The 20,339-nt window shown below is 67.9% G+C and carries 18 protein-coding genes and 2 tRNA genes; 7 read left to right on the forward strand and 13 right to left on the reverse strand.

Features of this window, described 5'->3' with window-relative positions; all coding sequences use genetic code 11:
- Positions 1 to 1,248, reverse strand: coding sequence for a pseudouridine synthase (locus tag Q0O97_RS09720; protein WP_294928078.1), 1,248 nt, complete (start codon positions 1,246 to 1,248; stop codon positions 1 to 3).
- Between the two features lie 111 nt (positions 1,249 to 1,359).
- Here Q0O97_RS09720 and Q0O97_RS09725 point away from each other — a divergent pair, with 111 nt between their 5' ends.
- The gene (locus Q0O97_RS09725) at positions 1,360 to 1,809 is read left to right on the forward strand and encodes a nucleoside deaminase (RefSeq protein WP_294928152.1); all 450 of its coding nucleotides are present in this window, start codon (positions 1,360 to 1,362) and stop codon (positions 1,807 to 1,809) included.
- A 105-nt stretch (positions 1,810 to 1,914) separates the two neighbouring features.
- On the forward strand, positions 1,915 to 5,349 hold the full coding sequence (locus Q0O97_RS09730) for a pyruvate carboxylase (RefSeq protein WP_294928081.1): 3,435 nt from the start codon (positions 1,915 to 1,917) through the stop codon (positions 5,347 to 5,349).
- A gap of 132 nt (positions 5,350 to 5,481) precedes the next feature.
- Here the strand turns inward: Q0O97_RS09730 and Q0O97_RS09735 are convergent, their stop codons facing one another.
- The 5 genes from Q0O97_RS09735 to ectA form a co-directional block, all read right to left on the reverse strand.
- Complete coding sequence (locus Q0O97_RS09735) at positions 5,482 to 6,693, reverse strand: MFS transporter (RefSeq protein ID WP_294928084.1); 1,212 nt, start codon at positions 6,691 to 6,693, stop codon at positions 5,482 to 5,484.
- A 101-nt stretch (positions 6,694 to 6,794) separates the two neighbouring features.
- Entirely contained in the window at positions 6,795 to 7,715 is a 921-nt protein-coding gene (gene thpD / locus Q0O97_RS09740; RefSeq protein ID WP_294928087.1) for an ectoine hydroxylase, read from the reverse strand.
- A 20-nt stretch (positions 7,716 to 7,735) separates the two neighbouring features.
- A complete protein-coding gene (locus tag Q0O97_RS09745; protein WP_294928090.1) occupies positions 7,736 to 8,128 on the reverse strand; it encodes an ectoine synthase in 393 nt (130 codons plus the stop codon).
- A 15-nt stretch (positions 8,129 to 8,143) separates the two neighbouring features.
- Positions 8,144 to 9,424, reverse strand: coding sequence for a diaminobutyrate--2-oxoglutarate transaminase (gene ectB / locus Q0O97_RS09750; RefSeq protein ID WP_294928093.1), 1,281 nt, complete (start codon positions 9,422 to 9,424; stop codon positions 8,144 to 8,146).
- A 58-nt stretch (positions 9,425 to 9,482) separates the two neighbouring features.
- A complete protein-coding gene (ectA, locus tag Q0O97_RS09755) occupies positions 9,483 to 10,025 on the reverse strand; it encodes a diaminobutyrate acetyltransferase (protein ID WP_294928096.1) in 543 nt (180 codons plus the stop codon).
- A 275-nt stretch (positions 10,026 to 10,300) separates the two neighbouring features.
- Between ectA and Q0O97_RS09760 the strand changes: the two genes are divergently transcribed.
- Complete coding sequence (locus tag Q0O97_RS09760; RefSeq protein ID WP_294928099.1) at positions 10,301 to 11,011, forward strand: nitroreductase; 711 nt, start codon at positions 10,301 to 10,303, stop codon at positions 11,009 to 11,011.
- On the opposite strand, the gene Q0O97_RS09765 is transcribed toward Q0O97_RS09760, so the two are convergent.
- From Q0O97_RS09765 to Q0O97_RS09775, 3 genes are read right to left on the reverse strand one after another with little or no spacing between them, the layout of a single operon-like run.
- Positions 11,008 to 12,129, reverse strand: coding sequence for a thiolase family protein (locus Q0O97_RS09765; protein WP_294928101.1), 1,122 nt, complete (start codon positions 12,127 to 12,129; stop codon positions 11,008 to 11,010). The genes Q0O97_RS09760 and Q0O97_RS09765 overlap by 4 nt on opposite strands.
- Positions 12,126 to 13,277 (reverse strand): AMP-binding protein, encoded by a 1,152-nt coding sequence (locus tag Q0O97_RS09770; RefSeq protein WP_294928104.1) that lies wholly within the window; start codon positions 13,275 to 13,277, stop codon positions 12,126 to 12,128. The genes Q0O97_RS09765 and Q0O97_RS09770 overlap by 4 nt, the downstream gene beginning before the upstream one ends.
- Positions 13,274 to 13,849, reverse strand: a complete 576-nt coding sequence (locus tag Q0O97_RS09775; protein ID WP_294928107.1) for a biotin transporter BioY — start codon at positions 13,847 to 13,849, stop codon at positions 13,274 to 13,276. Before Q0O97_RS09775 ends, Q0O97_RS09770 begins: the two co-directional genes overlap by 4 nt.
- Before the next feature lie 132 nt (positions 13,850 to 13,981).
- On the opposite strand from Q0O97_RS09775, the gene Q0O97_RS09780 reads away from it, so the two are divergent.
- Positions 13,982 to 14,719 (forward strand): sulfite exporter TauE/SafE family protein, encoded by a 738-nt coding sequence (locus Q0O97_RS09780; RefSeq protein WP_294928110.1) that lies wholly within the window; start codon positions 13,982 to 13,984, stop codon positions 14,717 to 14,719.
- Here Q0O97_RS09780 and Q0O97_RS09785 read toward each other — a convergent pair.
- Positions 14,646 to 16,880, reverse strand: coding sequence for a heavy metal translocating P-type ATPase (locus tag Q0O97_RS09785; protein WP_294928113.1), 2,235 nt, complete (start codon positions 16,878 to 16,880; stop codon positions 14,646 to 14,648). The genes Q0O97_RS09780 and Q0O97_RS09785 overlap by 74 nt on opposite strands.
- A gap of 104 nt (positions 16,881 to 16,984) precedes the next feature.
- On the opposite strand from Q0O97_RS09785, the gene Q0O97_RS09790 reads away from it, so the two are divergent.
- Entirely contained in the window at positions 16,985 to 17,410 is a 426-nt protein-coding gene (locus tag Q0O97_RS09790; protein WP_294928115.1) for a helix-turn-helix domain-containing protein, read from the forward strand.
- A gap of 113 nt (positions 17,411 to 17,523) precedes the next feature.
- Entirely contained in the window at positions 17,524 to 18,801 is a 1,278-nt protein-coding gene (locus Q0O97_RS09795) for a solute carrier family 23 protein (protein WP_294928118.1), read from the forward strand.
- Between the two features lie 12 nt (positions 18,802 to 18,813).
- Here the strand turns inward: Q0O97_RS09795 and Q0O97_RS09800 are convergent, their stop codons facing one another.
- A complete protein-coding gene (locus Q0O97_RS09800; protein ID WP_294928121.1) occupies positions 18,814 to 19,227 on the reverse strand; it encodes a c-type cytochrome in 414 nt (137 codons plus the stop codon).
- A 203-nt stretch (positions 19,228 to 19,430) separates the two neighbouring features.
- On the opposite strand from Q0O97_RS09800, the gene Q0O97_RS09805 reads away from it, so the two are divergent.
- A tRNA-Val gene (locus Q0O97_RS09805) sits at positions 19,431 to 19,505 on the forward strand.
- A 153-nt stretch (positions 19,506 to 19,658) separates the two neighbouring features.
- Here the strand turns inward: Q0O97_RS09805 and Q0O97_RS09810 are convergent.
- Both Q0O97_RS09810 and Q0O97_RS09815 read right to left on the reverse strand, forming a co-directional pair.
- Positions 19,659 to 19,748: transfer RNA gene (locus Q0O97_RS09810), tRNA-Ser, on the reverse strand.
- A gap of 250 nt (positions 19,749 to 19,998) precedes the next feature.
- A complete protein-coding gene (locus tag Q0O97_RS09815; RefSeq protein WP_294928124.1) occupies positions 19,999 to 20,331 on the reverse strand; it encodes a hypothetical protein in 333 nt (110 codons plus the stop codon).
- Positions 20,332 to 20,339 lie beyond the last annotated feature (8 nt).

Genomic DNA, 20,339 nt, shown 5'->3' on the forward strand with positions numbered 1-20,339 from the left:
TCAGCCGCGCGGCTTGCGCGGTCCGGTTCCCTCGGGACGCGCCCTCTGATTGGGGGCGCGTCTTTTTTCTGCGCCGGGCTTGCCTGCGCGCGGCTTGTCAGACGCCTGTTTGCCTGCCCCCGATTTACCCGCCGCCGATTTACCCGCCCACGGCTTGCCCCGCTGTCCCCCAGGCGCACCCGCCTTGCCATCCCCGTCGCGGCGCGCGAAGGGCTTGCGGTCGCCGTCTTCACGTTTGCGGAAAGGCTTGTCGCCGTCACGCCGGGCAAAGGGTTTGCGTTCGCCGTCCTCGCGCTTGCGGAAGGGCTTGCGTTCGCCGTCGCGCGCATCGGGCCTGCGCTCGTCCCCGTCGCGCCGGGCAAAGGGTTTGCGTTCGCCGTCTTCGCGCTTGCGGAAGGGCTTGCGTTCGCCGTCGCGCGCATCGGGCCTACGGCCCTCGGCGCCCCGGCTGCGAAAGTCGCGCGGGGTTTCCTCGGCCTCGCCCGTCAGCAGCCCGCCAAGCTGGTCGCGCAGCACCTTGCGCCGGACCTCGCGGACCTCGTTTTCCTCCATCCCGACCAGCTTGAAGGGGCCGTAGCCGATGCGGATCAGGCGGTTCACCGTCATCCCGACATGGGCCATCGCGCGGCGAATCTCGCGGTTGCGGCCCTCGCGGATGCCGACGGTCAGCCAGGCGTTCGCGCCCTGCTGGCTGTCCAGCTTGACCTCCATCGGGGCGAAATCCTCGCCCTCGATGGTGACGCCGCGGCGCAGCGGGTCGAAGGTCAGGTCGGTCGGGCGCCCGTTCACGCGCACCCGATAACGCCGCAGCCAGCCGGTCGCGGGCAGTTCCAGCCGCCGCTTTAGCTCACCGTCATTGGTCAGCAGAAGCAGCCCTTCCGAGTTCAGGTCCAGCCGCCCCACCGTCATCACGCGCGGCAGGTCGCGCGGCAGCGCGTCGAACACCGTCTGCCGCCCCTTCTCGTCCGAGGCCGAGGTCACCAGCCCGGCAGGCTTGTAGTAAAGCCACAGCCGCGTCGCCTGCGGCTCATCCAGCGGCTTGCCATCGACCGCGATCCGGTCCGAGGGCAGGACGTCCAGCGCGGGGCTGGCGATCTTGTCGCCGTTCACCGTGACGCGGCCTTCAAGGATCATGCGCTCGGCCTCGCGCCGGCTGGCAACGCCCGCGCGGGCCATCACCTTGGCGATGCGTTCGGGGGTGGTTTTCGGGGCAGCAGTTTGGGGGGCGGGGGTGGTTTCTTCGGTCATCGCGATCTCCTGCGCATCTCTGCGGTGGCAAAGCTGGTGCTTTATACCCCAACGCCCAAAACGCAAAGCGGTTCTTGCATCGAATGCCCGCAAGCGCCAGAAAAGCGCATGATCCCCTTCCGCAGCCATATGCCCGCCGCCCTGGCCGAGGCCCGCGCCGCCGCCCTGCGCGGCGAGGTTCCCGTGGGTGCTGTGCTGATCGGGCCGGACGGGCGCGTTCTGGCGCAGGACGGCAACCGCACGCGCGAACTGTCGGACCCCACCGCCCATGCCGAGATCCTGACGATCCGCGCCGCCTGCCGCGCGCTCGGGTCGGAACGGCTGCCCGGCGCGCGGCTTTGGGTGACGCTGGAGCCCTGCCCGATGTGCGCCGCCGCGATTTCCGCCGCGCGTATCGCGACGCTTTACTACGGCGCGGATGACGTAAGGATGGGCGGGGTGGCGCATGGGGCGCGGGTTTTCGACCACCCCCAATGCCATCACCGCCCGCAGGTCTACGACGGTATCTCGGCCAGCGAATCGCGGGATCTGCTGCGGAATTTCTTCGCGCAAAGGCGATAACGGCGCGCAGGTGATTGCGAAAACCTGCGCATCCCGCTTGCGCTGCATCGCGGCGAAGATAGGATGCCTTCAACCGGGCGCAGGCCCCGCATGGGAGACAGACATATGTTTTCGAAGATTCTGGTCGCGAATCGTGGTGAGATATCGATTCGCGTCTTGCGTGCTGCGAACGAGTTGGGCAAGCGGACGGTCGCGGTTTACGCGGAAGAGGACAAGCTGAGCCTTCACCGTTTCAAGGCGGACGAGGCCTATCGGATCGGCGAGGGGCTGGGGCCTGTGGCAGCCTATCTGTCGATACCCGAGATCATCCGGGTGGCGAAGGAATCCGGCGCGGATGCGATCCATCCGGGCTATGGGCTGCTGTCGGAAAACCCCGAATTCGTGGATGCCTGCGAGGCTGCCGGGATCGCCTTCATCGGGCCAGGCGCCGACACGATGCGGGCGCTTGGCGACAAGGCATCCGCCCGGCGCGTGGCGATCCAGGCGGGCGTGCCGGTGATCCCGGCGACCGAGGTGCTGGGTGAGGATTTCGACGCCATCCGGGCCGAGGCCGAGGTGATCGGCTATCCGCTGATGCTCAAGGCGTCATGGGGCGGCGGCGGGCGCGGGATGCGGCCCATCGCCGGTCCCGATGAACTGGTCGAGAAGATCCGCGAGGGCCGGCGCGAGGCCGAGGCGGCCTTCGGCAATGGCGAGGGCTATCTGGAAAAGATGATCCTGCGCGCCCGCCATGTCGAGGTGCAATTGCTCGGCGACAGCCACGGCGGGCTTTACCATCTCTATGAACGCGACTGCACCGTGCAGCGCCGCAACCAGAAGGTGGTCGAGCGCGCGCCCGCACCCTACCTGACCGACGCACAGCGCGCCGAGGTCTGCGAACTCGCGCTGAAGATCGGCCGCGCCGTGGGCTATCGCAACGCCGGCACGGTCGAGTTCCTGATGGATATGGACACGGGCGCCTTCTACTTCATCGAGGTGAACCCGCGCGTTCAGGTCGAGCATACGGTGACCGAGGAGGTCACCGGCATCGACATCGTGCAGGCCCAGATCCTGATCGCCGAGGGCGCGACCCTGACCGATGCCACCGGCGTGGCCGCACAGCAGGACATCCGGCTGAACGGCCACGCGCTGCAATGCCGGGTGACGACCGAGGACCCGCTCAACAACTTCATCCCCGATTACGGCCGCATCAGCGCCTATCGCAGCGCCACCGGCAACGGCATTCGCCTCGACGGCGGCACGGCCTATTCCGGTGGGGTGATCACGCGCTTCTACGACAGCCTGCTGGTCAAGGTCACGGCGCACGCCCAGACCCCGGCGCAGGCCATCGCGCGCATGGACCGGGCGCTGCGCGAGTTCCGCATCCGGGGCGTGGCCACGAATATCGAATTCGTCATCAACCTGCTGAAACATCCGACCTTTCTGGACGACAGCTATACCACGCGCTTCATCGACACCACGCCCGAACTGTTCGCGTTCCGCAAGCGCCGCGACCGGGCGACGAAGCTGCTGATCTATCTGGCCGACATCACCGTGAACGGCCACCCCGAGACCGCCGGGCGCGGCGCGCCCCCCGCCCGCGCCCGCATCCCCGCGCCGCCCGCCCCGCAGGCCGATCCCGCGCCGGGGACGCGGCAGTTGCTGGACGAACAAGGCCCCAAGGCCGTGGCCGGTTGGATGCTGGCGCAAAAACGCCTGCTGATCACCGACACCGCCATGCGCGACGGGCACCAGAGCCTGCTGGCGACCCGGATGCGCTCGATCGACATGCTGCGGGTCGCACCCGCCTATGCCTCGGACCTGCCGGGCCTGTTCAGCGTCGAATGCTGGGGCGGGGCGACTTTCGACGTGGCCTATCGCTTCTTGCAGGAATGCCCCTGGCAGCGCCTGCGCGACCTGCGCGCGGCCATGCCCAACCTGATGACGCAGATGCTGCTGCGGGCCAGCAACGGCGTCGGCTATACCAACTATCCCGACAATGTGGTGCGCTTCTTTGTCCAGCGCGCGGCTGAGACCGGCATCGACGTCTTCCGCGTCTTCGACAGCCTCAACTGGGTCGAGAACATGCGCGTCGCGATGGACGCCGTGATCGAATCCGGCAAGGTCTGCGAGGGCACGATCTGCTACACCGGCGACATCCTCGACCCCGGGCGCGCAAAATACGACCTGCAATATTACCTGAAGATGGGGCGCGAACTGCGCGACGCGGGCGCGCATATCCTTGGCCTCAAGGACATGGCGGGGCTTCTGAAGCCCGCCGCCGCCGGGGTGCTGGTGCGCGCGCTGAAGGACGAAATCGGCCTGCCCGTCCATTTCCACACCCATGACACCGGCGGCATCGCGGGCGCGACCATCCTTGCGGCGGCCGAGGCCGGCGTCGATGCGGTCGATTGCGCGATGGACGCCTTTTCCGGCGGCACCAGCCAGCCCGCATTGGGGTCCGTGGTCGAGGCGCTGCACCACACCCCCCGCGACACCGGGCTGGACATCGGCGCGGTCCGGCGCATCAGCAACTATTGGGAAGGGGTGCGCGACCAATATGCCGCTTTCGAGGCCGGCCAGCGCGCGCCCGCATCCGAGGTCTGGCTGCACGAGATGCCGGGCGGCCAGTTCACCAACCTCAAGGCGCAGGCCCGCAGTCTGGGGCTGGAGGACCGCTGGCACGAGGTGGCCGAGGCCTATGCCGAGGTGAACCGGATGTTCGGCGATATCGTCAAGGTCACGCCCTCGTCCAAAGTGGTGGGCGACATGGCGCTGATGATGGTGGCCCAGGGACTGAGCCGTGAACAGGTCGAGGATCCGGTGACCGAGGTCAGCTTCCCCGATTCGGTGGTCGACATGATGCGCGGCAACCTCGGCCAGCCCCCCGGCGGCTGGCCCGAGGCCCTGCAACGCAAGGTCCTCAAGGGCGAGGCGCCCCTGACCACCCGTCCCGGCGCCACCATCCCCCCGGTCGATCTCGAGGCCACGCGCGCCGATCTGTCGGGCGAGTTGGAAGGCAAGCCCGTCGACGACGAGGACCTGGCCGGTTACCTGATGTATCCCAAGGTCTTCCTCGACTACATGGGCCGGCATCGCCTCTATGGCCCGGTGCGCGTGCTGCCCACCCGCGCCTTCTTCTACGGCATGGAACCGGGCGAGGAGATCTCGGCCGAAATCGCCCAAGGCAAGACGCTGGAAATCCGCCTGCAGACCATCGGCGAGACCGACGAGACCGGCGAGGTCAAGGTCTTCTTCGAACTCAACGGCCAGCCCCGCGTGATCCGCGTCCCCGACCGCGCCGCGCGCGCCACCGCCACCGCGCGCCCCAAGGCCGACCCCACCGACCCCGGCCACATCGGCGCCCCCATGCCCGGCGTCGTCGCCAGCGTCGCCGTCACGGCAGGCGCAAAGGTCAAGCCCGGAGACCTGCTGCTGACCATCGAGGCCATGAAGATGGAAACCGCAATCCACGCCGACCGCGAAGGCACAATCAAGGCCATCCACGTCACACCAGGAACCCAGATCGACGCAAAAGACCTCATGGTCGAAATCACCTGACGCGCGAAGCGCGCCCCCTGCCCAGCGGCAGCGTCCGGGCCGGGCTTTGCCCGGCCCGACCCCCTTCCGGTCCAACCCACCGGACCGGACCCCGGCGACACGGGACCAGGGGCCGGCAACCCGCGCCGGGTCCTAGCCCGCCCCTTCCCGCCTGCGCCGCATCCCGGCCTCTTGCCCCAGCGCGATCAGGCAGGTCAGCGCCATGAACCCCGCCGAGGCCCACAAAACCCCCGCGGCCATGCCACCGTCCAGCAGATAGCCATACAGCACCGGCCCCGCGACCCCGCCCACGCTGAACCCGGTCGAGACGATGCCGAACACGCGCCCCTCGGACCCCGCCGGGGACGCCGCCCGCACCAGCATGTCTCGCGACGGCGCGATGCAGCCCGTCAGGAACCCCGCCAGTCCCAACGTCGCGATCAGCGCATGGCCCGGCAGGGGCAGCAGCACGACGGCGGCGATCAGGACCGCGGCCAACCCGAAGACGGCCGCGCCGACGACCCCGTGGCGCCGCGTCCTGTCTGCCAGAACGCCCCCCGCCAGCACGCCGAAGGCGCTGGCGAAGAGGAAGGCGGTCAGGGCGAGATTGGCGGTCGGCAGAGGCACCTCGAAACCCTGCACCAGCGCCGAGACCAGGAATCTCTCGATCGCGCCGGTGCTGAGCGCCAGCAGCAGGAAGAACAGCGTCAACACCATGATCGACCGGATGGCCTGCCGCGAAAAACCCGCGCTCGGGGGTGCGCCGGTTTTCCTGGCCGGTCCCGGAACGGGCGCAGGCAGCACCGGCGCGCCCCTGACGACCAGCACCGCCAGCACCGCAAGGCCGATCCCCGCGCTAAGTGCGAAAGCGGGGCGCAGACCGAAGGCGACCGCCACCCAGACCAGAGCCAAGGGCGCCAGCGCATTGCCCAGAAAACCCGCGAAGGTATGGACGGAAAAGGCCCGGCCCATCCGGTCGGGCGACATGCCCCGCGACAGCAGGGCGTAATCGCTGGGGTGATAGACCCCGTTCGCCACCCCCGCCAGCGCCATCGCGGCGACCAGAACGGGAAAGACGGGCCACAGGACCAGCAGCGCAAAGCTGGCACTGCCCAGCGCCAGCGCCGCCATCAGCAGGCGATGCGCGCCAAGCCGGTCCACCACATAGCCAAGCGGAGCCTGCACCACGGCGGTGACGATGCTGAAGACCCCGATCGCCAGGCCAAGATCGACGAAGCTGACCCCCATCGCGGCGGGCAGCAGGGGCAGCAGCGCGGGCACCGTCATGATGTGGAAATGGCTGACCAGATGCGCCGCCGAAACCTGCGCCAGCAGCCCGCGCTGCGAAATCCTGCCTGCCGTCATTTCGATTCCCGTCCCGATCCGGGCTGGCCGCCCGCGCCTTCATAGTCGCTGGGCAGGCCCTTTGAAAGCCCGCCGCCCCAGGACGGGAACCGTGGCCCCTTCTAGGCGATCTCGCCCGAGACGACGCGGATCGGCGCCTTGGGGTCGCGGCTGGACAGGAAGGCCGGACGGGGTTTTTTCGCCGCGAACGGCTGGCCCAGCCGATTCGACCAGGCGTTATAGACGAAAAACGCATTCGAGCGCGAAAACGGCGTGATGTTCCCGTTCGAGCCGTGCATCGTGTTGCACTCGAACAGGATCACCGTGCCCGCCTTGCCCGCCGCGTATTCGATGCCGAAACGGTCCGCCAGTTCGGTCAGCGCGTTGGGACTGGGCACGCCGATCTCCTGCTTCTTCAGTGAGGATTTGTGATTGTCCTCAGGCGTCTCGCCCGCGCAGGAAATGAAATGCCGGTGCGAGCCGGGCATCAGCATCAGCGGCCCGTTCAGCGCGTCGTTGTCCGTCAGCAGGACCGAGGCCGAGATGGCGCGCATCCGGGGCATCCCATCCTCGGCGTGCCATGTCTCGAAATCGGAATGCCAGTAGAACTCCTTGCCGGTAAAGCCGGGTTTGTAGTTCAACCGGCTTTGGTGCAGGTAAAGGTCGTCATCCAGCAGGAAACGGATCTTGCCCGCGATACGGTCGTCGCAGGCCAGCCGGTTGAACAGCGCGCTTTCGTCATCCAGCCGGAAGACGGTGCGCACCGCATCCGATCCCGGCTCGGTCACGACATTGTCGGCCTGCAACTGCGCCTGACCCGACCGCAACCGGCGCGATTCCTCTTGCAGGCGGGCGACCTCGGCAGGGGTGAAAAGGTCGCGCAGGATCAGGAAGCCGTTTCTTTCGTATTCGGCGACCTGCTCGGGCGCCAGCGGCGCATCGGGACCGGGTTCGCCCCAGACGACCGGGTCCTTGCGTTCAAGCCAGCGTTCTTCGGCCATCCGCGTGGGATAGTCGTCGGTTCGGGTTTCGGTGATGGTCATTCTCTCCTCCTTCGTGGAACTCAGGCGGTTTCGGTCGCGCAGGCGTAAGAGCCGTCCTCGCGATGGACCTCGGTGCCGGTCACGGGCGGGTTGAAGCAGCAGGCCAGAACCAGTTCCGAGCGCGCGCTGAGCCGGTGGCGGTCGTTGAGGTCCAGCGCATAGACCACGCCGGGGCGGATCTGGTGGGTGGTGCCGGTGGCCAGGTCCTCGATCGTGCCTTCCCCCGAGATGCAATAGACGCTTTCGAAATGGTGCTTGTAGTGAAAGACGTGGCTGGTCCCCGGCTGGATCCGGGTGATGTGGAAGGAAAAGCCCATCCCGTCGCCGGCCAGCACCAGCCGGGTGGAATCCCAGCCCTCGGCCTTGACCAGGCGTTCGGTCTTGCGGGCGTCTTCCAGGTCGCGAACGATCATGTTTCTCTCCTTGTCTTATTCTGCGGCGGTGCGGGCGGCATCGCCTGCCAGCACGGTCTCGAAGGCGCGGGCCATGATGTTCAGGCCGCGGTCCAGTTGTTCGGCGGGGATCGTCAGCGGGCACAGCACCTTGACGACCTCGTCATGGGAACCCGAGGTCTCGATGATCAGCCCCTGGTCGAAGCACTCGGCGCAGATCTGCCCGGCCAGATCGCCGTCGCCGGTGTCGATGCCGCGCATCATGCCACGGCCGCGCAGGCCCATGTCGCGGGCATCGGCGATCTCTTTCAGCCGTTTCTCAAGATGATCGGACTTGCTGTTGACTTCATTCGCGAAAACATCGTTCTTCCAGAATTTCTCCAGCGCCACGCGGGCGGTGACGAAGGCATGGTTGTTGCCCCGGAAGGTGCCGTTGTGTTCGGCGGGCGCCCAGATGTCGTATTCGGGCCGGATCAGGGTCAGCGCAAAGGGCAGGCCCATGCCCGACAGCGACTTGGCCTGCGTGATGATATCGGGCGACAACCCGAAGCCCTCGAAGGAAAAGAAGCTGCCGGTGCGCCCGCAACCCGCCTGGATGTCGTCGACGATGAACAGCGCGCCATGCTTGCGGGCGATGGCCTGGATCTTGCGCAGCCACTCGGGCGAGGCCGCGTTCAGGCCGCCCTCGCCCTGCACAGGCTCGACGATGATGGCGGCAGGCGCGTCGATCCCGCCCGAGGGATCGTCGAGCATCTGCTCCAGCATCTCGGCGGTATCGACGTCGGCGCCGAAATAGCCGTCATAGGGCGCGCGGTGGACGCCATTCAGTTCCACGCCCGCACCCCCGCGCTTGCCCGAATTGCCGGTCGCGGCCAGCGCGCCAAGGCTCATCCCGTGAAAGCCGTTGGTGAAGGCGATGACGTTGCTGCGCCCCGTGACCTTGCGCGCCAGCTTCAGCGCGGCCTCGACGGCGTTGGTCCCCGTCGGGCCGGTGAACATCAGCTTGTGGTCCATGCCGCGCGGGCGCAGGATGATGTCCTCATAGGCGGTCAGGAAGTCCTGCTTGGCGCGGGTGAACATGTCCAGCCCGTGCGCGATCCCGTCCGAGGTGATGTAATCGACCAGCGCCGCCTGCATGTCAGGGTCGTTGTGGCCATAGTTCAGCGAAGAACAGCCCGCCAGGAAGTCGATGTATTCGCGCCCGTCGCGCCCGTGGATGGTGGCATTGCGGGCCTTGTCGAAAAGCGCGGGAAAACTGCGCGAATAGGACCGCACCTGGCTTTCGATGCGGTCGAAGGTCTTGATGGTATTGCTCATGTCAGCCTCGTCTTTGGGACGGCGATCCGGGCCGCGCGGCCCGGCAGCGTTCAAGCCCTCAGCCCGCCTCGCGGCGGATGGGACCGATCGTGACCAGGAACTCGGTATCGTGCCGGCCGTCGAAATGGTCGTCGCGCGTGAAATGCGGCTTGCGCGACATTGCGGCGTCCTGCGCCGCGGCGATCGAACGGAACAGCCCCCACGAAGGCACGTTGTCATCGGTGATCGTGGACTGGATGCGCGTGACGCCCTTGCAGACGTCGCGTGCCAGAACCTCGGCGATCAGGCGCTTGCCCAACCCCCTGCCCCGCGCGCCGGCAGCCGTGCAGACCTGCCAGACGAAATAGGTATCAGGGTCCGAGGGCGGGATATAGCCCGAAAGCCAGCCCATGATCTCGCCATCCCTTTCGGCGATGGCGCAGGTGCCCGCGAAGTGGCTGCATTGCAGCAGGTTGCAATAGACCGAGTTGCCGTCAAGCGAAGCGGTATCGGCAACCAGTTGCCAGACCCTTGGTCCGTCCCGGTCGCGTGGCGCGCGGATCACGATCCCCGCATCCCCTTCCGTTGCCTGCCGGTCTTCAGCGGCTACTGCAAGTTGCATCAAGCTCCTCCGCAATTCGTTCGGGAACTTACTTAGCTTGTATGAAGCATATGTCAACAGGGCGGAAACCCGGATTTGACGGGTTGACATAGATTATATGTTTAAAACCAATGATTAACATCGGAAATTTGTCACTCCTTACCTGTTTCGTGTGCAAACTTCTGCGGCTGATTTTGGAATTTGATTAGATTATGCTAATGATTCCTGCTGCCATGCGGCGTCCTTGGCGGATTGCGCCCTTGACCCCTTCGCCCCGCTGCGGGACACAGGGCGGCATGGACGATCCCGCGCAGAACATCCCGGCAATGGAAAGCGAACTGACCCGGCTGCTGGTCCGCCGCCGCTCGGTCCGGGCCTATCTGGACAGCCCGGTGCCGCTGGCCGATCTTCAGCGGATGTGCAGGCTTGCAAGGCTTGCGCCCAGCGGGGCGAACCTGCAACCGGGCAGCTTTCACGTCCTGACCGGCGATCCGCTGCGGGCGCTGACCCGTGCGCTGCAAGGCGCCATCGACGCGGGACAGCCGCAAAGCCGCGAATATTCCTATTTCCCCGACCCGATGCCGCCCCATCTGAAGGCCCGCCAGCGCGCGGCGGGATTCGCGCTTTACGGCGCGCTTGGCATCGACAGGCGCGACATTGCGGGCAGGCGGGCGCAGTTCCGGCGCAACTACGGGTTCTTCGGCGCGCCGGTCGGGATGGTCGTCACCATCCGGCGCGACATGGGCAAGGGCTGCTTCATGGACCTGGGGATGAGCCTGATGGCCCTGCTGCTGGCGGTCGAGGACATGGGCTATGGCGCCACCGGCATCGGCGCGCTGGCCAATTACGGGCCGGTCGTCCACCGTCACCTTGCCCTGCCCGGTGACGAGTTGGTCGTCTGCGGCGTAGCCATCGGGCGCCCCGACCCGCAAGCGCCCGAAAACGGCCTGCGCACCGCGCGCGAGGACCTGCCCGCCTTCGCCAGCTTTCGCGGCTTTCCGGGTTAGCCGCGCATCAGCAGCGCGGTGCCGATCCCGCCCGCCGCCGCGATGGCGGCAAGCCCGGTGCCGCCGCCACGCCGCAATGCGTGAAACAGCCGCACCGCCAGCACCGTGCCCGAGGCCCCGATAGGATGGCCCCGCGCCAGCGCACCGCCCTGCGGGTTGACGATGGCGCGCGGCAGGCGGGATTCGCGCTGGCAGGCGATGGCCTGGGCGGCGAAAGCCTCCATGATCTCGGCCTGCGCCAGCCGCGCGACGGGGGTTGCGGTCGCCTGCAACAGTTCGCGGATCGCGGCGACCGGGGCAAGGCCGGGCAGGCAGGGATCGGCGCCGAGGCTCTGGCCCGCGACGATCTCGACACCCTCGCCCGATCCACCCCCCGCCAGCCGCGCCGCCACCCGGTCCGAGACGACGAGGCAGAACGCCGCCGCATCCGCCGCGACCGCCGTGGTGGCCGCGGTCACGCTGCCCGCCAGCACCTGCGCGCGGGCGCATAGCGCGGGCGACAGGCGGCGGGCAAAGGGATCGACGCCTTGCCCGGCAATCGCGACGATCTCGGGCAAGGGGCCTTGCGCGCGGCGCGCAATCGCGGCGGCATGGCTGGCGATGGCCCAGCCTTCCTGGTCCGCGCGCGTGATCGAAAGGGCGCGCGCCAGATCCTCCGCCGCCTGCGCCATGCCGGGATCGCGGTCGGGCCAGGGGGTGAAAGGCGGCTGGTCATAGGGCTGGGGCGCGCGGCCATCGGCGAAGGTGCGCAGCCGCAGGGGGCGGCGGGAATAACTTTCGACCCCGCCCGCCAGCACGATTTCATGCTGGCCCGCGCGGATGAGGGCCTGCGCCAGCAACAGGGCGTCCAGCCCTCCGCCGCATTGTCGGTCGATGCTGAGGCCCGCGACACGCTGCGAAAGGCCCGCATCCAGCGCCACCAGCCGCGCCGGGTTGCCGCCCGCGCCAAGCGCATTGGACAGCACCAACTCGCCCACGGCATCCGCGCGGGTCCCTGCATCGCGCAGAACGGCCCGGATCACCGGGCGCGCCAGTTCCTGCACGGACAGCGCCCGAAACGCCCCGTTGCGCGGCACGACCGCGCTGCGCCTTGCGGCGATGACAACGGCCCGCGTCACGCCAGCGCCGCCAGCGCGCACAGATCGGGCTTGCCGGCGGGCAGCATGGGCAGGGCGGGCAGGAAGATCACCCGGCGCGGCGCGGCATGATCGCCAAGCCGGGCGCGGCAGTCGTCGCGGATGCGGCGGGCAAGGCCGTCGTCCGGCGCCCCTTCGACAAAGGCCAGGACGGCATGGCCGCGCATGGCATCGGGCACGGCAACGGCGGCGGCAAGGCGGGCGGGGGCGCAAGCGGCGATGCGGGTCTCGACATCTTCCAGAAAGACGTTGCGATCCGCCACGGTGACCATGCGGCTGCCGCGCCCGCGCAGGAACAGGTTGCCGCCCGCATCCAGCATGCCGATGTCACCCACGCTGATATAGTCGCCCCGCCGTTGGATATCGGGCAGCCCGGCTTCCTCGTAGCCCTGGAAAAGATAGGGGCTGGCGACCCAGATTTCGCCTTCGGGGGACAGTTCCAGCCGCACGCCGGGATATGGCTTGCCCACCGATCCGGGCGGGGTCGCACCATCGGAGAGCGTGACGAAACTGGTCTCCGAAGCGCCGTAGAACTCGGCGATCCGGGCGTTCGGGCATAGCGCCTGCATGGCGGCGCGGCTGGTTTCGTCCAGCTTGCCGCCGCCGCAGATGACATGACGCAACGCGGGCAGGTGCGTGTCACCCGCAAGCCCCAGCATCCGGCGCAACTGCGCGGGCGTGGCGTAAAGGATGCTCGCGCGCCCCTCGTGCAGCGCGCGAAGCTGGCTGCGCGGCCCGTCGCCCGCCAGCACCATCAGCCCGGCCCCCAGGTGCAGCGCCTCGGTCGCGGCGTAAAGCGACAGCGAATGGCCCAACTGCCCAAGCACGGCGTAGCAGTCCCCCGGCCCCACGCCCAGCAGGTCGCGGTTGACCTCGAAACTGGCGATCCATGACGCCTGGCTGCGCCGGATCGTCTTTGCTCCGCCGGACGAACCGGAACTTTGGCACAGCACCAGCGCCCGGCCCGCTACGCCGCGCGTTATGGTGGCGGGGTCGGCATGGCTGGCGCGAATGGCGCAGCGCTCGCGCAGGCAGTCCAGCAGGTTGCGCAGCGCGGCGCGGTTCTGGCCTTGCGTCCCGGCGGATCGCAGGCGGGTTTCAGCGGGGCAGGAAAACCACTGCGCGCTCAATAGCGGGGCCGGGTCGCGTCGACCGCCTGCCGCCGCCAGGCGATGGATTGCGGGCGCACCCGCGCCAGCGCCGAGACCAGCATCCCCGTCACCCCGGCCTTGAGCAGATCGCCCGGCAGGAAGGCCCCGGCCAGTTTCAGCGCGGTGGGAAAGCTCTCGCCCAGCACCACCGCCATGCCGATGGCCCCCAGCGGATACAGCACGACGATCCCGCCCAGCGCCGCGCCCAAGGCCGCGCCAAGCCCGATCCAGGGCAGGCGCACATGTTCGACGAACAGCCCCGTCGCCAGCGCCGCCACCGGAAAGCCCAGCGCAAAACCTGCGGTGGGCGAGGCAAAGACGCCCAACCCCCCGCGCCCGCCCGCAAGCAGCGGCAGCCCCAGCGCGACCAGCGCCACGAAAAGCAGCGTCGCGGCAAAGCCCCGCCGCGCGCCCAGCACCGCGCCCGCCAGCATGACGCCAAGCGTCTGCGCGGTGACCGGAACGCCGAAGGCCAGCGTGATCTTGGGCACCAGTCCAAGCGCGGCGATCAGCGCCGCGAAAAGGGCGATATGGGCGATGTTGCGTTCCATGAGATCCTCCGGCCAGGGGTTTCGCCGCGAAACCTACGGTCAGCGCGGCGGCGGCGCAAGGTGGGGCCTTGCGCGGTTGTGCAATGCGCCGGATCGGTTAGGAAGGGGCAGAACCCACGATAAGGCATGACGATGGAGCATTCCTTCCTGCAACTGGCGCTGATCGGCGCGGCCTTCGTGATCGCGGGGCTGGTCAAGGGCGTCACCGGCATGGGCCTGCCCACGGTGGCGATGGGGGTGCTGGGGGCGCTGATCTCGCCCCTTGCGGCGGCGAGCCTGCTGCTGGTCCCGTCCTTCGTCACGAACCTGTGGCAGTTGCTTGCCGCGCCGTCCTTCGCCGCGCTGCTGCGGCGGCTGTGGCCGATGATGGCGGGGGTGCTGGCGGGAACGGTGGCGGGTGCGGCAGTGCTGGCGGGCGGGGAAACCGGCATGGCGCGCAAGGCGCTGGGGGCGGTGCTGCTGGTCTATGCGCTTTACACCCTGCTGGCGCGGCCCTTCCGCGTTTCCGCGCGTGCCGAACCGTGGCTGTCGCCCGCGGTGGGCCTGATCACCGGGACGATCACCGGCGCAACCGGGGTCTTCGTCATCCCCGCCGTGCCCTACCTGCAATCGCTGGGCTTGCAGAAAGAGGACCTGGTGCAGGCGCTGGGCCTGTCCTTCACCACCTCGACCGTGGCTCTGGCCTTGGGGCTGGGGGTGCATGGCGGCTGGCAGGGGGGCCACCTGGCGCTGTCGGTGCTGGCGATCCTGCCCGCAATGGCGGGGATGTGGCTGGGCCAGCGCCTGCGCCACCGCATCAGCCCGGCGGTGTTTCGCCGCTGCTTCCTGCTGGTGCTGGCCGCGCTGGGGACCGAGATGCTGCTGCGCTGACCGCCCCCTGCCCGGCTTTCCTGACGCCTGCCTTCGTCGGATCATGGGCCAGCAGCCGCAGGGCGTTCAGCGTGACCAGCACGGTCGCCCCGGTATCGGCCATGATCGCGATCCACAGGCCCGTGATCCCCAGGATCGAGGTCACCAGGAACACCGCCTTCAGCCCAAGCGCCAGCGCGATGTTCTGGCGGACATTGGCCATCGTCGCGCGCGCAAGCCGGATCAGCGCGGCCACGTCGGTCGCGCGATTGCGCAGGATGGCGGCATCGGCGGTCTCAAGCGCGACATCGGTGCCCGACCCCATCGCGACGCCGACCCCGGCCTGCTTCAGCGCGGGTGCGTCATTGATGCCGTCGCCGACCATCATCACCGGGCCTTGCCGCGAAAGCCCTGCGATGGCGTCCAGCTTGTCCTGGGGCATCATGCCCGCGCGGAAATCCATGCCCAGCCCCCCGGCGATGGCCGCGGCGGTGCGGGGATTGTCGCCGGTCAGCATGATCGCGCCGACGCCCAGGTCGCGCAACTCTGCGATGGCCTGCGCCGCATCGGGCCGCGCTTCGTCGCGCATGGCGATCAGGCCCAGCGGGCGGTTGTGCCGAAAGACGGCAACGACGGTCTTGCCCTGCGCTTCCAGCGCGGCGATCCGGTTCTGCTGCCCCGGCTCGACCCCGCCCATCCCGGCGGCATGGCCGGGCGAGGCGACCCAGGCGGTCGTCCCCCCGACCTCAGCCTGCGCGCCCTTGCCGGGGATCGCCTGCGCGCCGCTTGCAGGCAGGGGCGCGATGCCTTCGTCCGCCATCCTGCGCAGGATCGCCTGCGCCAGCGGATGGGCCGAGCCTGCCTCGACCGCGCCGGCGGTGGCCAGCAGTTCGGCCTCGCTTGCGCCCGAGGCGGGCAGCAGGTCGGTGACGGCGGGCCTGCCAAGCGTCAGCGTCCCCGTCTTGTCGAAGGCAACCCGCGTGACCTGCGCCGCCGCCTCGATCACCGCGCCGCCCTTCAGCAACATCCCCCGCCGCGCGCCCGAGGACAGGGCCGAGGCGATGGACGCCGGGACCGAGATCACCAGCGCACAAGGGCAGCCGATCAGCAAAAGCGCCAGCGCGCGATAGGTCCACACCCCCCATTCGCCACCCGCGGCCAGCGGCGGCACCAGCGCGACCAGCAGGGCCAGCCCGACGATGGCAGGCATATACCAGCGCGAAAAGCGGTCGATGAAGCGTTCGGTGGGCGCGCGGGCTTCCTCGGCATCCTCGACCAGACGGATGATGCGGGCGATGGTGTTGTCGGCGGGGTGCTGGCCGACGCGGATGCGCAGCGCGGCCTGGGTGTTGATCGAGCCTGCAAAGACCCCCTCGCCCGGCCCGCGCGTCAGCGGCACGCTTTCGCCCGTCACCGGGCTTTCATCGACGCCCGAGACGCCCTCGACCACCTCGCCATCTGCCGGGATACGCTCGCCGGGGCGCACCAGCACGACCTGGCCGATGCGCAGATCGGCGGCGGGAACCTCACGCAAGGCGCCGCCCTCTTCCAGCAGCGCGCTGCGCGGAACCAGATCGGCCAGCGCACGGATGCCGCCGCGCGCCTTGCTGGCGGCGACGCCCTCCAGCAGTTCGCCCAGCGCGAACAGGAAGACGACCAGCGCCGCCTCTTGTGCCGCGCCGATGAACAGCGCGCCGGTGGCGGCGATGGTCATCAGGCTTTCGATGGTGAAGGGCTGGCCCATGCGCAGCGCCTGAAGGGCACGGCGGGCGACAGGGGCAAGGCCGATCAGGCAGGCGGCGAAAAAGGCCCAGTATCCGGCATTGCCCGGCACCGCCGCGCCGATCAGCGCAGCCGCCGCCAACAGCGCGCCGGACAGGATGACCAGTCGGCCCTTCGCCATGCGATACCAGCCCATGTCGCGGTCCGAGGGGTCATCGTGGCCGACCCCCGGCACCTTGCGGGGCGCGATGCCATAGCCCAGCTTGCGCACGGCATCCTCGACCGCGGCGGCGCCCGCACCGTCCAGCGCCATGTCCAGCGAAAGCCGCTGGGTCATCAGCGCGATATTCACGCCGCCGACGCCCGGCAGGCCCTGGACCGCCTTCGTCACCTTTGCGGTGCAGGCCGCGCAATCCATGCCCGTCACCGTCCATTCCCATCTTGTGCGCTGCTGCGTCATCCGTCGGTTCCCCTGCGCCCGGCCACCATCGGCGGCAAGGCTTGTCATCTTCGATTCGGGAACCTAATTGCTCTAGCAGCTATAGCTTCAAGGGGTATTTCGCGATGCTGACCATCGGCAAGCTTTCGCAGGCCACCGGCGTCAAGGTGCCGACCATCCGCTACTACGAACAGATCGGACTGCTGCCCTCGCCCGACCGCAGCCGGGGCAACCAGCGTCTTTACGACAAGGCGGCGCTGGACAGGCTCAGCTTCATCCGCCATTCCCGCGACCTCGGCTTTCCGCTGGACGCGATCCGCGAGTTGCTGGGCCTGGCCGACGACCCCGGCCGTTCCTGCACCGCCGCGGATGAGATCGCGCGACGCCAGCTTGAGCAGGTGAACGCCCGCATTGCCCGCCTGATGGCCCTGCGGGACGAATTGGGGCGGATGGTCCGGCAATGCTCGAACGGCACGGTGGCCGATTGCCGCGTGCTGGAGGTCCTGGGCAATCACGCATTCTGCGCCCATGACCATGCAGGCAGGGCATGACAGCGGGATATTTGCAGATATCGGGCTGACGCCAAAGGAAAATCCCGCTTGCCGTCCGCCGCGCACAAGGCCATTAGAAAAGGCATCGCAATCGCCCCGGACGGAGCAGACGGATGACATATTTCCCCAGATGGCCCCTGACCCGCAACGCCGTCGTCCTGCCGGATGAGCGGCTGCCGTGGGGCGCGACGATCCCGATGGGCATCCAGCATCTGGTGGCCATGTCCGGCTCGACCATCCTCGCGCCCCTGCTGATGGGGTTCGATCCCAACCTGGCGATCCTGTTTTCGGGCATCGGGACGCTGATCTTCTTCGTCTGCACCGGCGGCAGGCTGCCCAGCTACCTGGGATCGTCCTTCGCCTTCATCGCCGTGGTGATCGCGGTGACCGGCTATGCGGGCAGCGGACCGAACATGAACATCGGCCTCGCGCTTGGGGGAATCATCGCGGCGGGGGCGCTTTACGCGCTGATCGGACTGGCCGTCATGGCCACCGGCACCCGCTGGATCGAGCGCCTGATGCCCCCCGCCGTCACCGGCGCCATCGGCGCGGCCATCGGCCTGAACCTCGCGCCCGTGGGGGTGCAGGGCATACAGGGCAGCGGGCCGCATACGCTGGTCGCATTGGGAACGCTGCTGGCGGTGGCGCTGTTCTCGGCCTATGGCACGGTGGCGATGCGGCGGGTCTCGATCCTGATGGGCATCGCGGTGGGCTATACGGCCGTGCTTGTCCTGGGCAACGGGATGGGCCTTTTGCCCGCGATCGACTTCGGCCCGCTGGCGGCGGCGCCCTGGCTGGGCCTGCCCGCCTTCCAGAAACCCGTGTTCGAAACCTCGGCCATGTTGCTGATCGCCCCGGTCGCGCTGATCCTGGTTGCGGAAAACCTTGGCCATATCAAAGCCATCGGCGGCATGACGGGTCAGAACATGGACCCCTATATCGGGCGCGGCTTCGTCGGCGACGGGATCGCCACGATGGTCTCGGGCGCGGGCGGCGGCACGGGTGTCACCACCTATGTCGAGAACATGGGCGTCATGGCCGTCACCCGCGTCTTTTCGACGCTGGTCTTCGTGGTCGCCGCGCTGGTGGCCATCGGGCTGGGGTTCTCGCCCAAGTTCGGCGCGCTGCTGCGCACCATCCCCGACCCGGTTCTGGCGGGGCTGGCGGTCGCGGTCTTCGGGCTGATCGCGGCGGCGATGATCCGGTTGTGGGTCGACAACCGGGTCGATTTCTCGGACCCGCGCAACCTGTTCACGGTGGGCGTGACGCTGATCTTCGGAGCGGGGGATTTCTCGTTCTCGATCAGCGGTTTCGCCATCGGCGGGATCGGCACGGCGACGCTGGCCGCGCTGATCCTGTATCAACTGCTGGGAATCGGGCGCAGGGGCTGACGGCCCCCGCCCCTAGCGGGCCTGTATCGATTCCAGGTATTGCGCCAGGTTGACCAGCCGCACCGGCGTCTGCGTCGGAATGCCGTCGCCGGCGTCATACATGACCGAGCGCCCTTCCAGCAGGTCGCCGAAGGCCGGCATCTCGCGGTCCGAACTGCCCATCGTATAGCCATAGATCTTGCCCATGACCTGCAAGCGGGGAAACTCGCCCCCGTTGCGCTGCGCGATGGTCGTCAGGTTCATCCGCTGCGCCAGTTGCGGAGTGGCGGCGTCGGGGTCTCCGGTCCCGTCCGCCCCGTGACAGGACGCGCAATAGGTAAGGTAATCTGCGCGCCCGCCGCCTTCCTTCGGTTCCTGCATGCAGGCGGCCAAAAGGAAAACTGGCGCGATCACGGCAGTAGCTGCGATGGTCTTGGCTGGGGTCATGAGGCTCTCATCCGGGTTGCGGTTTTGGCGCAGCATATCGCAAAGCCCGGACAAATACATGGGCTGATCCGGAATTTCCGCCCCCGCCCGCCGTCCCCCGGCGAAGGCGCGCGCAAGGCACGGGGCATACGGATGGAGCAGCGCAAGATTCACGCGCCTTCCCCCTTGTGCAGCGCGCCGAGGCAAGCTATCTAGCCCGACACGGGCGATTAGCTCAGCGGTAGAGCGCTTCGTTCACATCGAAGATGTCAGCGGTTCAAATCCGTTATCGCCCACCATGTTTCAAAGGCGCTAAGGCTGGTTCAACGACCGCCTGGCGCCTTTTTCATGCTGTTCCCGACGTTCTGCTACCGATTCCACGACATGACATGCGGCGGCGCGCGACCAGAGAGCCAAAGCCTTCATGCTTCGTCTTGATTTCAAAGAGATGATGGCGGAGACGAAGGGATTCGAACCCTCGAGGCGGTTTCCCGCCTGCACCCTTAGCAGGGGTGTGCCTTCGACCACTCGGCCACGTCTCCGCTGAGCGGTATATGAGGCAAAGGCCAGAGAAACAAGACCTTTTTCCAGAACAATACCCCTAACCAAAAACTTGTTGTTTTCCTTCATTTTCTCGGAACTAAACGGGAACTGCACATGATTCTCGTGCAAAATCCGTGCAGAATGTTCCTGTGACGTTCGATCACTAGATCCCGTCCTACTGATTGTGGCCTCAGGCACTCTTACAGAGATAAGCTGTTCGGTTGCCGGGGTCGGCGACCAAGTCCTAGGCTACAGCCCCGCCGACCATGGAGCTACCCGCTCGCCGATCCCCGCCCTCAGGGTGCTGGCGATTCGCTTCAGCTCATCTGATCGCAAGCCGGAATTTGTGATGTTGAGGGCCGCCCACCAGGCGCGATGTAGCATCTCCCCTTTGGGGTGCGAGGCGCAGGCAAGGCGCAGCGCCTCGGCTACCCCTTCAAAGCCCCGAACATCCTCATAAACCGTATCTTTCACAGCCTTATCGAGGCAGTCCAAGGCATCTGACAGGGCTTCATCGGCGGCAATCTGCTCCGACCATGCGCCGCCAAAACTGACGTTGGATAGCTGTCGCTTTCTGTCCATTTCGCCAC

The organism is uncultured Paracoccus sp. (assembly GCF_945915435.1).
Classification (GTDB): Bacteria; Pseudomonadota; Alphaproteobacteria; order Rhodobacterales; family Rhodobacteraceae; genus Paracoccus.

Excerpts from the sequence above, each read along its gene's own strand:
- Q0O97_RS09720 (WP_294928078.1), bottom strand. The coding sequence starts at position 1,248 with ATGACCGAAGAAACCACCCCCGCCCCCCAAACTGCTGCCCCGAAAACC.
- Q0O97_RS09730 (WP_294928081.1), top strand. The coding sequence starts at position 1,915 with ATGTTTTCGAAGATTCTGGTCGCGAATCGTGGTGAGATATCGATTCGC.
- Q0O97_RS09735 (WP_294928084.1), bottom strand. The coding sequence starts at position 6,693 with ATGACGGCAGGCAGGATTTCGCAGCGCGGGCTGCTGGCGCAGGTTTCG.
- thpD (WP_294928087.1), bottom strand. The coding sequence starts at position 7,715 with ATGACCATCACCGAAACCCGAACCGACGACTATCCCACGCGGATGGCC.
- Q0O97_RS09745 (WP_294928090.1), bottom strand. The coding sequence starts at position 8,128 with ATGATCGTTCGCGACCTGGAAGACGCCCGCAAGACCGAACGCCTGGTC.
- ectB (WP_294928093.1), bottom strand. The coding sequence starts at position 9,424 with ATGAGCAATACCATCAAGACCTTCGACCGCATCGAAAGCCAGGTGCGG.
- ectA (WP_294928096.1), bottom strand. The coding sequence starts at position 10,025 with ATGCAACTTGCAGTAGCCGCTGAAGACCGGCAGGCAACGGAAGGGGAT.
- Q0O97_RS09760 (WP_294928099.1), top strand. The coding sequence starts at position 10,301 with ATGGACGATCCCGCGCAGAACATCCCGGCAATGGAAAGCGAACTGACC.
- Q0O97_RS09775 (WP_294928107.1), bottom strand. The coding sequence starts at position 13,849 with ATGGAACGCAACATCGCCCATATCGCCCTTTTCGCGGCGCTGATCGCC.
- Q0O97_RS09780 (WP_294928110.1), top strand. The coding sequence starts at position 13,982 with ATGGAGCATTCCTTCCTGCAACTGGCGCTGATCGGCGCGGCCTTCGTG.
- Q0O97_RS09785 (WP_294928113.1), bottom strand. The coding sequence starts at position 16,880 with ATGACGCAGCAGCGCACAAGATGGGAATGGACGGTGACGGGCATGGAT.
- Q0O97_RS09790 (WP_294928115.1), top strand. The coding sequence starts at position 16,985 with ATGCTGACCATCGGCAAGCTTTCGCAGGCCACCGGCGTCAAGGTGCCG.
- Q0O97_RS09795 (WP_294928118.1), top strand. The coding sequence starts at position 17,524 with ATGACATATTTCCCCAGATGGCCCCTGACCCGCAACGCCGTCGTCCTG.
- Q0O97_RS09800 (WP_294928121.1), bottom strand. The coding sequence starts at position 19,227 with ATGACCCCAGCCAAGACCATCGCAGCTACTGCCGTGATCGCGCCAGTT.
- Q0O97_RS09815 (WP_294928124.1), bottom strand. The coding sequence starts at position 20,331 with ATGGACAGAAAGCGACAGCTATCCAACGTCAGTTTTGGCGGCGCATGG.